Annotated in this window: 10 protein-coding genes; 3 read left to right on the forward strand and 7 right to left on the reverse strand. The window is 66.6% G+C overall.

Annotated elements, in window-relative coordinates; genetic code table 11:
- From RKP46_RS06820 to RKP46_RS06830, 3 genes are all read left to right on the forward strand, one after another.
- On the forward strand, positions 1 to 731 hold a 731-nt coding region (locus tag RKP46_RS06820), incomplete at its 5' end, for an FtsX-like permease family protein (protein WP_311105944.1).
- A 126-nt stretch (positions 732 to 857) separates the two neighbouring features.
- Positions 858 to 1,823 carry a histidine phosphatase family protein gene (locus RKP46_RS06825; protein WP_311105945.1) on the forward strand — a complete coding sequence of 322 codons (966 nt, stop codon included), beginning with the start codon at positions 858 to 860 and terminating at the stop codon, positions 1,821 to 1,823.
- A gap of 615 nt (positions 1,824 to 2,438) precedes the next feature.
- A complete protein-coding gene (locus RKP46_RS06830) occupies positions 2,439 to 2,570 on the forward strand; it encodes a hypothetical protein (RefSeq protein WP_311105946.1) in 132 nt (43 codons plus the stop codon).
- 944 nt (positions 2,571 to 3,514) lie between these two features.
- On the opposite strand, the gene RKP46_RS06835 is transcribed toward RKP46_RS06830, so the two are convergent.
- The 7 genes from RKP46_RS06835 to RKP46_RS06865 form a co-directional block, all read right to left on the reverse strand.
- Entirely contained in the window at positions 3,515 to 4,243 is a 729-nt protein-coding gene (locus RKP46_RS06835; protein ID WP_311105947.1) for an RDD family protein, read from the reverse strand.
- Between the two features lie 290 nt (positions 4,244 to 4,533).
- Positions 4,534 to 5,844, reverse strand: a complete 1,311-nt coding sequence (locus RKP46_RS06840; protein WP_311105948.1) for a DUF58 domain-containing protein — start codon at positions 5,842 to 5,844, stop codon at positions 4,534 to 4,536.
- On the reverse strand, positions 5,845 to 6,834 hold the full coding sequence (locus RKP46_RS06845; RefSeq protein WP_311105949.1) for a MoxR family ATPase: 990 nt from the start codon (positions 6,832 to 6,834) through the stop codon (positions 5,845 to 5,847).
- An 8-nt stretch (positions 6,835 to 6,842) separates the two neighbouring features.
- Positions 6,843 to 7,973, reverse strand: coding sequence for a DUF4350 domain-containing protein (locus tag RKP46_RS06850; RefSeq protein ID WP_311105950.1), 1,131 nt, complete (start codon positions 7,971 to 7,973; stop codon positions 6,843 to 6,845).
- Positions 7,970 to 9,589: a DUF4129 domain-containing protein gene (locus RKP46_RS06855; protein WP_311105951.1), complete on the reverse strand. Its 1,620-nt coding sequence runs from the start codon at positions 9,587 to 9,589 to the stop codon at positions 7,970 to 7,972. The genes RKP46_RS06850 and RKP46_RS06855 overlap by 4 nt, the downstream gene beginning before the upstream one ends.
- On the reverse strand, positions 9,579 to 10,568 hold the full coding sequence (locus RKP46_RS06860) for a stage II sporulation protein M (protein ID WP_311105952.1): 990 nt from the start codon (positions 10,566 to 10,568) through the stop codon (positions 9,579 to 9,581). Before RKP46_RS06860 ends, RKP46_RS06855 begins: the two co-directional genes overlap by 11 nt.
- Before the next feature lie 30 nt (positions 10,569 to 10,598).
- A complete protein-coding gene (locus tag RKP46_RS06865) occupies positions 10,599 to 11,972 on the reverse strand; it encodes a CorA family divalent cation transporter (RefSeq protein WP_311105953.1) in 1,374 nt (457 codons plus the stop codon).
- Between the last annotated feature and the right edge of the window lie 287 nt (positions 11,973 to 12,259).

A 12,259-nucleotide genomic window follows, 5' to 3' on the forward strand; every position in this document is an offset into this window, starting at 1 on the left:
ACGAGCGCAGCAGTGGCGCCGTCGCGTCGGTCGAAGACGGTCTTGCCCGGACGCTCGGTCTGGCGGTTGGCGACCAGCTCGAGTTTCTCGTCGCCGGTGAGCCGGTCCGGGTACGCATCGTCGGCCTGCGCAAAGTCAATTGGGACACGATGCGGGCGAACTTCTTCGTCCTCACGCCGCCCTTGCTGCTCGAGGGCTACCCGGCGAGCTGGATTACCAGCTTCCATCTACCTTCCGGACGCGAGGACGTGGTTAACCGGCTGGTGGGCGAGTTTCCCAACCTGACCGTGATCGATGTGGCTGCGATCGTACAGCAGTTACAGGCGATCATGCAGCAGGTAGCGCGAGCGATCCAGTTCGTCTTCCTGTTCACGCTGGCCGCCGGGGTGATTGTTCTGCACGCGGCGCTGGCTTCGGCGGCTGACGAGCGGCGCTACGAACTGGCCGTCATGCGCGCGCTCGGCGCGCGCCGGGAGCAGTTGCGGCGTGCGCTGCTCACCGAGTTTGCCGTGGTCGGCGGGCTGGCCGGATTGCTCGCCGCGCTCGCCGCGATGGGGGTTGGCGAGTTCCTGGCTCGCCGCGTGTTTCACTTCGAGCTTGCCGCCAACCCATGGTTGCCGCCACTGGCGATGATCGGCGGCGCCGCGCTGGTCACTGCCGCCGGCTGGTTGGCAGCGGCCAGGCTGCTGCAGGCGCCACCGATCGAGGTCTTGCGCAACGGCAGCAGCTAGGCAGTCGCCCGTTTTTCCGGCCAGTGGCATCCGTTATCATACGTCTGCCTGGCGCGATCGCGCACGTGCCGCGGCCGGCAGTGGCCGGCGGCATTTACCTCAAATTGGGAGAAAGAGAGTAGCGAAATGAAAGCCAAGACCTTGCTGATATTGCGTCACGGGAAATCCGACTGGAACACCGGTCATGAAGACTACCACCGACCGCTGGTCGCTCGCGGTCGTCAGGGCAGCCAGAAGATGGGCGCCTGGATCCGGCAGCAGAAGCTGGTTCCCGAGGCGGTGATCAGTTCGCCGGCCGAGCGCGCGCGGGCGACCACGATGCTTGCCTGCAAGGCCATGCGTCTGCCGGCGAAGACCGTCCGCTGGGACGAGCGCTTGTACGCGGCGCCAGTCGAAGCCCTGTTGGCGGCACTCGCCGAATGCTCGAAAAGCACTCGCCGGGTCATGCTGGTTGGCCACAATCCGGGCCTGGAGGAACTCGTCGAGTATCTGGCGGGCCAGGTCGACGTTCCCGAGGACGGCAAGATCCTCCCCACCTCGGCGCTCGCTCGACTGGAGATCGCTGAAGATTGGCGCAACCTGGCGCGCGGTTGCGCGACCTTGGTCTCAGTGACCCGTCCGGGTGAGCTGGCTGACGATCTGCTGGTGAAGGCAGCCGAGGACACCAGTGAGCAAGGACCCGTACCCGACTATTTCTTTACCCAGTCGGCCGTGCTGCCTTATCGCCGTCGCGACAACAAGCTGGAAGTGATGATCATCGCTTCGCGCCGGGGAACGCGCTGGGTTCTGCCGAAGGGCGTCAAGGAGCCGGAACTCTCGCTGCGTGATTCGGCGAGCAAGGAAGCGCTCGAGGAAGCCGGCATACGTGGCGACCTTGACCAGGAGCCGATCGGCCATTATGACTACGCCAAGTGGGGTGGCGTTTGCAGCGTGGCGGTCTTTCCGATGGCGGTCATCGAATGTATCCCGGACACGGAATGGGAGGAAAACCACCGCGAACGGCGCTGGGTTTCGGTCAAGGAGGCCAGGCGCCTGCTTGACGAGCCCGCCTTGCGCAAGCTGGTCGACAAGCTGGAGAAACGGCTGAAGTAAGCCCTGGCGCCCAGACCAGCGGCAAGACCGGCTGAAGACCGCAGCGAAGGTGGACGGCCAAGGCCGAAACAGCCAGGGCAGCGTTTTTCTTGCAGCGGTACTCGCGCCGGTCAAGCAGCTCTCCTCTGAACGCCTGGTTCCAGCGCGCCAACCGGGTGCTGCGCCAGGAGCGCACGAGCTTCGGGCGTGCGAGAGCTTGTCAAATGGCAGGGACGTGCATGATTGCGGTGGACGCGAAACTCATCGCGTACCTGTACCTTCCGAGCGAGTACATGGCTGCCGCAGACGCTCTGCTCGACAGCGATTCGGAGTTGGCGGCGCCGGCTCTCGGGCGAAGTGAGTTTCGCCGCAAACTTGCCGCCCGCCTGCGCCGGGCAAGCTTGCGCTTCCAGCAGGCATGCCAACGCCAGCCTGAGACGGAGCAGCCGATGCCCAGCGGCGAGTGCAAAATTGTTTCTTTCGGTGGGTTGAAACGGGTCTGCGACAGCGAACGCTTTACCTGCCGCTGCGCGCTCCTTGCGCGCGCCAGGCAGTTGGGCAGCAAGCGCGTTGCGCTGGACGGCAAGCTGCCGAGTATTTCCCATGGCTCGCGGTTGGGCTCTCGGCGGGCGGCGGTTGAGCGAAAGCGAAGCGGATCTGAAGCGACTCCGGCAGGAGGCCGCGAAGCCGCGGATGGAGAAGGAGATTCTGAAGAGAGGCGGCGGCGTGCTGGCCATCATGCACGCGCTGCAATGCAAGCTTTCTTGAAGGTATCCAGGCGCTTCCTGTTCGCACGGAGGATTGGTCACGCCCACCCGCGGTGGTCGGCGGGACGGTTGCGCTTGGCCGGGCGCCTTTTCGGTCTGTCGCTGGCAATGATACTGCCTGGGCAGCCCAGCGCACAGTCCCTTTCCGCCGTGCTTGATTCTGCCCGCGCGGGTGAGCCGACCTGGCTTTCGGCCAAGGTCGATGTCGAGCTTGCCAAGGCGAAGACGGATCAGGCGTTCGGTGCACTGTCGTCGCAGTCGAGCGCCAGTGGGAACACGAATGACAATGACCGCCAGTACCTGGCACATAATTCGACGCTGCTGCCGGCCAAGGACAGGTATCGCAGCAAAGCAGCCCCAGTGAGTCCGACGCAGCCAATCTGGCGTTACGCCAACATTGTCGGCTGGCAACCGGCAGAGGCGGTGGCGGTCCAGGGTCCACCAGGAGCTGAACGAGGCACCAGGCGCCAAGGAGCGCGTCGGGTCGCTTTTGGCAGCTACAGCGGTGGCTCGGCGAAGCGGCAAACTGCAGCAAGCGCAGTTCGTGCTGGATGACCCCCTTGCTGGCGACCGAACTTGCGGTGGCCTGGGCAAGAATGGCGGGGGTGTCAACCTGACCGAGTTGTACGAGAGTCGCGGGTCGACCGGCAACTCTTTGGACGTTCTGCCCGGCAAGGCAATCCCGGTTTGCTCGAGGCTTTCATCAGCTTGGCAGCGCAACGTTCACCTGCAGACGATTCGCCGTGACCGCAACCAGGCGGCAAGCACTCGGCTTGGCCGGGGCCGACAAGAAGCAGGACGAGCCGGCTGCGCGGGTTGGCTCGGGGCGGCAGGCGGTAGCCTTGGAGGAGCGCAGGTGACGGCCGGGAGACGACAAGCGGCTGGCTGCGCTGAGCACCGCCTCCGACCAGGCCGGCAGAAGTGGACTTTGTGCTTGGCGCAGACCTAGTCGCGCGAGGTCGAGGCGCGATGCCCACCGAGGAGGAAGTTGCCGATGCGCCGCAGGCGCTGCTGCGCCGCCTCACCGTCGAGGCCGGCGGTCAGCGCGCCGGCCGCCGCAGCGACCTCGGCAGCCCGTTCGCTGGTCAGCGTGTCGGCTCGCCGGGTGAATTCGATGATGGCGACCTGCTCGTCGCGGGTGAGGGCGAAAGGAGGCGCTTCGCTGCCCAGTTTGTCGTCCAGGATCAGGTCGCGCACTGGCGTGGTTTCGACATAGACGACCAGCGTTCCCGCTGCCAGGTCGCCGAGCCGCTTGCCATAGCCATTGAACAGGCAGGCGATGAAGCCAAGGGCGTAGCCAACTGGGAGAAAATCGACCGCGCGCAGCGTGTTGCGCAGAAAGGCGGCGCGCCAGCCGAGCGGGCGGCCGTCGTCGTGCAACACGGTCAGGCCGCAGGCCTGCTTGCCAGGCGTCTGCCCGCGCCGGTAGACCTCGAAGACGATCGGGTAGAACCATTCGAGGGCGAAGGCGCCGAGCAACATCAGTCCGACGCCGAGGTCGCCGATCGAGTTGGCGGCGACGACGAGGACCAGCCAGACGACGAAGCGGATACAGAAGTCGATGAACCAGGCGCGTGCCCGCGAGACGGGTCCGGCAACCCGCAGGTCGATCTGGCACGCTTCCGGTGTGGAGATCGTGCACAGCGTGTCCAGGCGTTGCTGATCGGTGCTCATCGTCGCGGGCAAAGACAAAGGCCGCCGACCCCACGCAGCGCCAGGCAAGTGGGCCGCCGGGGCGCCCGGCCGGCGAGCCCTTGCTGGTGCCGGCTGCCAAGCTCAGCGCGCACGCCTCGCCTGGCGGCGGCACGTCGGCGCCGACCGGCGCGCGCCAGCGGTGAACGACATCGAAGGTCGCTGCCAGTCATCGCATTGTCCACACCTTCCGTATCGTCAAGCGGTGGCTTTCTTGCCGGATTGCGCCTGTTCCGCGTGCGGCGGCGCGCCGGTCCGGGTTGCAGCGCGCACTATAACTCGCCGGCGCGCTTCCTCTCCCAATAGTGATTGATCAAGGCGACGGGCAGTGCGCGCGGACTGACGTCGAGGACGTGCAAGCCATTGCGACGCAGCAGCGCCAACTGGCGTTGCCGCGCCTGCAGGTACTCGAGACCGGCGCCGCGCAGCAGGGCGGCGTCGAAGTCGGTTACTGGCGCCTCGACCACCTCGTCGAGCACGGGCTCGCGCAGACTGGCCAGGGTGAGCGCGTGCCGGCGGCGTAGATGGCGGACAGCCGGCAGCAGCGTGTCGTCGTCTTCATCGCGCAGGTTGGTGAGCAGGATGACCAGCGCGCGTTTGTGCAGGTGACGAGTAAGAATTTCGCCAGCCGCCAGATAGTCGGTAACCTGCAGCGTCGGCTCCAGGTCGTACACTGCACTCATGATCCTCTTCACGGTGGCCACCGACTTGCTCGGCAGCAGCACGCGCGGTTGCGCGTGGCCGAAAGTCGCCAGACCGACGGCGTCGCCCTGACGCAGCGCGACGTAGGCGAGCAGCAGCAAGGCGTTCAGCGTATGGTCGAAGTGTGACAGCTCGCCGTCGTGTGCACGCATGCGTGCGCCGCAGTCGAGCAGGAAAACGATCTGCTGATCGCGTTCATCCTGGTACTCGCGCGCGATCAGCCGGCGGCAACGCGCACTGGCTGGCCAGTCAATGCGGCGTGGCGAGTCGTCCTGCCGGTAGTCGCGCAATTGATGGAACTCCATGCCCTCGCCACGTCGGCGACGCTGCAGAATGCCGATCTGCGACAGGCGGTGGTCGGTAGCCAGCAAGCTGTAGTGGGCAATGCGAGCAAAATTGGGAAAGACGCGGAGTTCGTCGAACAAGGCGGCGGCTTCCTGGACGAGCCATAGGCGCAAGGGTGAAACCCAGCGCAGCACGACACCGGAAAAGGTATGCCGGCCGCGCTGGCTGACGGCAATCCGGTACGCCACGCGCAGGTCCTGACCGGCCTCGAGCGAGAACGCGAGCGGCAGGCCGGCGCGGGCGAAAGCCGGTGGATGGCCGTCCTCCAGCCAGCCGCTGAGTTGTCCGGTGCTCAACCGCAGGTGGAGTTCGACCGTCTGCCAGGTGCCTACCGGCATGGCGTGCGGGAACTCGCGGCGCACGCTGAGCCGCCCGCGCTGACGGCGGGCGAGCACGGCGTCGAGCGTGGCGATCGTCGCGACAGTGGTCAGCGCCGCTGGCCAGAGATCGGCGAGGCGTGTGCTGGCTGCCGCGGCGATGCCGAGCAACAGACAGAGAAGAGCGGCGAAGAGCAGCCGACGCGCCGGGAGCAGCATCTAGAGGCGTGGCGCCGGCACACGTTCAAGCAGCGAACGCAGCAGGTCATCGGCTGAGAGCCCTTCGATTTCGGCTTCGGCTGCCGGCGTTACGCGGTGGCGCAGAGCGGGCAGGGCGACCGCCTTGACATCGTCGGGAGTGGCAAACCCCCGTCCGGCCATCAGCGCGCGTGCGCGTGCGCCGCGCACGAGGGCAAGCGGACCGCGCGAACCGGCGCCGTTGGCGAATCCAGGTGCCGTGCGGCTGGCGCGCACGATAGCCACCGCGTAAGCGATCACGCGCTCATCGAGCACGACGTGCGCGGCCCACTGCTGGAGCGCGAGCACGGCCTCCGGTTGGAGCAGCGTGGCCACCGTGTCGACGTCGAGATCGGCCCCGGTGCGGGTGCGGGTCACCTGTCGGGTGAGCGCGATTTCATCTGCTTCGCTCGGGTAGTCAATCCGGATCTTGAACAGGAAGCGGTCGAGCTGGGCATCCGGCAGCGGGTAGGTCCCCTCCTGTTCGATCGGATTCTGCGTCGCGAGAACCATGAAGGGGCGCGGCAAAGGCGCGCTATTGCCCTCCAGCGTGACTTGCTTCTCCTGCATCGCCTCGAGCAGCGCCGACTGCGTCTTCGCCGGGGCGCGATTGATTTCGTCGGCGAGCAGCAGATTGGTGAACACCGGTCCCTGGCGGGTGACGAAACGGCCGCTCGCCGTATCGAACAGGGTGTGTCCGACGACATCGGAGGGCATCAGGTCGGGCGTGAACTGAATGCGTCGCGTCTGGCCGCTGAAGCTGCGTGCCAGCGCCTTGACCAGCAAGGTCTTGCCGAGACCGGGCACGCCCTCGATCAGGACGTGGGCATCGGCCAGCAGGCCGATCAGGACCTCGTCGATGACCGCCTGCTGGCCGATGATTGCCTTGTTGATCTCGCTGCGCAGTGCATTGGCGATCTGCTCTGCCTGGCGCAGCCTCTCTTCGGGAAGCGTGGGGGGGATGGCGTTCATGTCGGCTGTCAAAGGTCGCGTTCGAGATTGCGCAGCAGGCGCAGCGCCGCCGTGAAGCTGCGTGCAGTGTCGGCCGGGCCGGCGAGTGCAGCGGCGATCGCCGTTGCCGGGCGGTGGGTGAGTGTGCTGAGCGCGGTAGCGCGTGCTTCGGGTGGCAAGGCAGCGATTGCCGGCTGGCGATGCTGCAGGCGGCGCTGAAAGTGTTCGCGAGCGGGCGACAGCAGCGCGGCGAGCCCACCTGAGCGCCACAGGTAGCGACCAACCGCGGCCAGATGCTCGCGCAGTTCGCGCCGCCCTGGCGCTGCCTCGGGGCGGATGCTGCCGAAACGCGGGACGACGCTCCACAGCCAGAGGCCGAGCAGCGCACCGGCAGCCAGGCAAGCCGCCCAGGCGGTCTCCCATAGCCAGGTAAAGAGCGTCGGCATGCGCAGGCGGGAGAGCAGGAGGACCTGCGGCTGCGCCGAGCGGTCGTAACGTTCAAGCAGTGACCAGTACAGTTCGGCATGATCGTTGTCGCCGATGCGCGCATTGCTCAGTTGCGCGTCGAGGTCGGCGGCTATCGTCAGATGACCGCGACCGACGCTGAAATGCAGGATCTGCGCGGCGTTTGGCCGCCGTCCGGCGCTCCAGGCGGGCTGCCGCGTGCCGGGGCGCAGCGTCGTTTCGGCGAGATTGATGTGCAGGGGGCGGGCGCCGCCCGGCAGGTTGACCTCGAGCACGCCGGGTGGCTGGCGTGCGCGCAACGGCTGTGGCGTTCGACTGACGCCGAGGCGGTCGAGCAGGGGGTCGGCGACGCCGGGCAACTCGGCGACGGCGATCAGATAGCCGCCGTTCGCCACCCAGTCGAGCACGCCTTGCAGGCGCGCAGCCGACAGCAGGTGTGGGCGCTGCCGGTCAAGGAACAAGGTGCCGCCCGGCGGCAGACGTTCAAGCGCGCGCGCGTCGGAGGCGCGCGCCAGCCGGCCGCCCTGGCGCTCGGTGAAACGTTCCAGTGCCAGGTAAGGATTTCGCATGGCTTCGCGCTGCGCCGGCTCGCGCTGCACGACCGGTACACGCTCCAGGTGGTCGAGCAGCCAGAAGCCGACAAGACCCAGGGCAAGCGCCACGAGAAGTCCGGAGTAGAGCGCGCGCTGCTTCATGGCGGTCCCCCAGTTGCGGCGCCGAAACATGCTTGCCAGCCACCGATCAGGCGTTCGACCTGGTCGGCCGGGGGCGGCTGCTGGGCATAGGCGATCCGTCGCCAGGCCTCGACGATCTCGCTGAAGCAGCGCTCACCATGTTCGTCGAGGCGCCCGGCGATGCGCTGCAGGCAGTCGTCCTCGGTGTCGGCGGCAAGAAAATGCATGCCTTGCCTGTTCATCAGGGCGACGATGGCGCCGCGGTAGAGCAGGCTGAGCGCCAGGCTGGCCTTGCCGGCAGCCAGCGCCTGGCGCGCCGCGGCTGCCGGATCGGCCGGTAGCGCGGCGGGGTCGAGGTCGATACCGAGCACGCTTGCCGGCACCGCCGCACGCGTCATCGGCGGTGCCTGCCGGCGATGGCGAACGAGCAGATAGATGAGGAGCGCCAGGGCAACTCCGGCAACCAGCGGCAGGAGGTTGCGCAGGAGTTGGGCAATCTGCTCGAGTATCGCCAGCCGCGCGCGCCAGCCGAGCGCAGTGCTGTCGTCCTTTGCCGCCTCGTCGGCGCGCCAGCGCCAGGTCCAGTCCTCGCGGACTTGCCCGAAGACCGGGTCGGCGAGAACCGCGTCGATCGCCTGGCGCGCTGGCGTTGCTTGCGCGGTTGGCGGGTCCGTGCTCGACCGGCTGTCGTCGGCCGACGCGTCGTCACCGCTGTCCTCGGCGGCCGAGTCGCCGTCCGGCGCCGGACACTGCACGGCACTTTCTTCGCTCGTCGGCGGTGGGGAGTCTTGCGCCGCCAGTCCCGGCGCTGGCCACGGCATCAGCGTGCACAGCAGGAACAGGGCGAGCAGCGCCCCGGACTTGCTTATCGCCGGCCTGCCAGCCGGCGTCGACGCGCTGCGCTCGGCCAGGCGGCGCAGGCCGAGTTCGATGTCCCAGGCTTCCAGCTCGCTGCGTCGGTTCAGATAGAGCGAGAAGCCGGAGGCGACGTAGAGCGGTTCGACGATGCTTTCGGCGAGCATGTAGACCAGGTTGCCGAGGAGATGCTGGGTGCTGCTCAGATCGTTGCGGAACCACTGCTCGAGGCTGATCAGCGAGGTGTCGCCCGGCGACAGCGCAGACAGTGCGATGAGCAGTGATAGGGTGAGCAGCGACGACATGTTGGCGCAGAAGAAGGTCAGCCACGCAGCGTAACCGCGATAGCGCCGGGAAAGCAATCGAAAGCGCGCGCGCGCGGCGCTGCCGCGCTGCTCCTCGAGTTGCCAGACGGGGAGCAGGAACGAGCGTGCCATGCTGAAACGGCGCAAGCTCAGTCCGGCAAGCAGCCCAGGGCCGCGCAGCAGGCGCAGCAGTTCGCCAGGCAGAGCGCGCGGGCGATCGTCGGCGCCAAACAGCGAGCGACTGAAGACATGCAGCAGCACGCGATCGAAGAGCGGTTTCAGCCACCAGAGGACGAGCGCGGAATACTGCGGCCAGGGCGACGTCAGCGCCAGGACGCCCAGGCCAGCCAGCCAGTAGGTGAGCAGCCAGGCGCGATAGGCTGGCCAGCTCCAGGTGCGGAACATGGCGTGGCCAAGGTCGAGCGCTTCCCAGGGCGTTCGCCGGCGCAGGTGGAGCGCGATCTGCTCAAGCCGCATCGGAGCGACGCCCGGCGAACAACAGGTAGGCCCAGATGAGCAGCCAGCCGGCGGCACCGACCGCCAGCTTGACGACCAGGCTGACGTCCGTTCGCGGCGACCAGAAGGCTTCGATGAAAGCGGCCAGAAAAGTCAAGGCCGCCGCACCGCAGAGCAACTCGGCGGCGATCTTGCCGTTCTCCTGCAAGGCTGCCAGGCGGCTGCGCCGGCCGGGTGCGACGAGCGCCGCGCCGAGTTTGAGGCCGGCCGCGCCGGCGAGGGTGGCGCCGCTCAGCTCGCTCGCGCTGTGCCCGGCAACAAACCCCCAGAACGTTTCGACAAAGCCGATCTGGGTCAGATGTCCGGCCACAGCGCCGATGTACAGGCCATTGAAGAGCATGTAGAAGATCGTCCCCAGGCCAAAGGCGATACCACCGGCAAAGGCCTGGAAGTCGATGCGCACATTGTTGGCAATATAGAAGGCCCACATCGCCCACTCGCTGGTGGCGGCGCGTGGCCTTCCCGGATGGGCCGCAGCAGGCGAGTACATCTGCTCGATTTCCCCCACCGTTTCCGCCGAGAGGAGCAGGAAAGCGGCGTCCGGCCAGATCTGAACGGCAACCAGCATACCGAGCAGGGGGACGAAAAGCAGCAGCGCGGCGGCGAGCACGAAGCGCCATTCGCGCCGGACCCGTGCGGGAAAGCCGTGTGCGATGAAGTTGAGCAGGGCACTTCGCGCGGGGCGCGCGCTGCCGTAGATGCGCTGATGCGCGGCCAGGACACGCCGGCGAAGATCGTCGGCGACGGCGGCCGAGTAGTTGCGCTCGCGTACCAAGGAAAGGTCGTGGCAGAGCCGGCGAAAACGATGCGGCAGGTCGGCCGGAGTGAGCGTCTCGGCTGCCTCGGCGCTGGCTGCCGTCCACTTGCCGGGTCCGGCCAGCCAGCGATCCCAGGCACGCCATTCGGCCTGTCGGCAGGCGATGTACTGACGTTCCTTCACGCGGCAGCCGCTCGGCGAAGTGGGGCGCGATCAGTCAGTTCGCCGGTTTTCCAGCTTGCGGCTGCGCGCTGTGCGCTTTTCGAAGAAGCGCAGTCCGAAAAAGGTGAGCGCGCCGACGCCGACCATCGCAATCGCGAAGGTGGCATAGGCCAGCGGCCATGGAATTCCCTGCGTCATCATGGAGAACTCGGACATTCCGCCCATGCCGGCGAGAACGTTGATCGGCATGAAAATGACGCTGAGTACGGTGAGCCGCTTGATGTCCTTGTTCTGGTTGATGTTGATCGCGCTGTCGGTGGCGTCCATCAGGAAGTTGATCTTGTTGAACAGGAAGGCGGTGTGTCCGTCGAGCGACTCGATGTCGCGCAGGATCTCGCGTACGTCGGCATGCTGCGCTTCGGAAAGGAGCTTGCCGCGCATCAGAAACGAGAGCGCGCGCCGTGTGTCGAGAACACTACGTCGAGTACGGCCGTTCAGATCCTCGGCCTCGGATATCGCAGTCAGGATGGCCGACGCTTCCTGGTCGCTGGTGTGCGAGCGCAGCACCTGGCGTCCGACGCGGTCGAGTTCGGCGTAGACGTCCTCGAGCGCGTTGGCCGAGTACTCGACATCGGCGGCATACAGGTCGAGGAGGACATCGCCGCCGCTGTTGACATAGCCGGGTCTGGTCCGTGCGCGCGCGCGCTGCAGACGGAAGACCGGCAGTTCTTCGCTGCGCACGGTGAACAGCACGTCGTTCTGCAGGATGAGCGCGACCGGTACGTTGCGCGATTCCTCGCGCGTGTCGAGCAGAAAGTCGGAGTGCAGATGAGTATGGCCCTCTTCATCGACATAGAAGCGCGCGCTGGCTTCAAGGTCGGTCAGGCCGCCGGGGTCGGGCAGATCGACTTCGAACTGGTTGCCGATCCAGGCGCGAATCTTCTTAGTTGGCGCGATCAGGTCGACCCAGATCGGTTTGACGCCTTCCAGATCCTCGGGCTTCTCCACTGAAATCTGGCGCAGGCGGCCATCGCGCAGCTCGAAGGCGGTGATCGCGGTTCTCTCGTTGCGATAGTGGCTGTCATCGATCAATTCTTCGAGCACATCGTCGGGCAGCAGGGCAAGGATCGGGTCGGCGCCTTCCTTGACTTCGTTCCAGACGACCAGGCGCTCGGTCGGTTCGAGCGACTCGATGATGTAGGCAATCTCTCTTGGCGGCATCAGCTTGAGCTTCTGGCGCAGCTCCTTGCGATACTGCTGCTGCAGCTCGACATCGACTTCGTCCTGGTCGGGTGCGGTCTGCTCGTGTACCAGGTCTTCGACCAGCTTCTGCAGCGAGAGCAGCGAGCGGACTTCGGTCAGATGAACGTCGGCGATCCGCTTCTCGAGCATTCCCGGAGCAAGCGGCCTAGTCTCTTCGCCCATGATTGCGACCTCCCGACGCCAAGCGCAAAAACAGCCAAGTATAGCACCCGGCATTTCGCCGAAACGGCCGCTGTCCGGGGTTACGGCAGGCCTTGAAACAATTCGCAACGATTCATTGCGCGGCAGTCAAAACGCGCTTCTGTCGACTCTGGCCGGGCATTGCGCGGCCTATTGTGCGGTGTAGAATGCCGCCGTTTCGTGTTGCGCCGCAATAGGCGACCTGCCTGGAGCGGCAGGCAGACGGGCCGCCCAGTGCGGGTGGCGCTGCCCAGCGAGGGGGAGCTGTC

Origin of the sequence: Accumulibacter sp. (assembly GCF_031732815.1) — a bacterium.
GTDB lineage: Bacteria > Pseudomonadota > Gammaproteobacteria > Burkholderiales > Rhodocyclaceae > Accumulibacter.

Coding starts and splice junctions, on each gene's coding strand:
- RKP46_RS06825 (WP_311105945.1), top strand. CDS start 858: ATGAAAGCCAAGACCTTGCTGATATTGCGTCACGGGAAATCCGACTGG.
- RKP46_RS06835 (WP_311105947.1), bottom strand. CDS start 4,243: ATGAGCACCGATCAGCAACGCCTGGACACGCTGTGCACGATCTCCACA.
- RKP46_RS06840 (WP_311105948.1), bottom strand. CDS start 5,844: ATGCTGCTCCCGGCGCGTCGGCTGCTCTTCGCCGCTCTTCTCTGTCTG.
- RKP46_RS06845 (WP_311105949.1), bottom strand. CDS start 6,834: ATGAACGCCATCCCCCCCACGCTTCCCGAAGAGAGGCTGCGCCAGGCA.
- RKP46_RS06850 (WP_311105950.1), bottom strand. CDS start 7,973: ATGAAGCAGCGCGCGCTCTACTCCGGACTTCTCGTGGCGCTTGCCCTG.
- RKP46_RS06855 (WP_311105951.1), bottom strand. CDS start 9,589: ATGCGGCTTGAGCAGATCGCGCTCCACCTGCGCCGGCGAACGCCCTGG.
- RKP46_RS06865 (WP_311105953.1), bottom strand. CDS start 11,972: ATGGGCGAAGAGACTAGGCCGCTTGCTCCGGGAATGCTCGAGAAGCGG.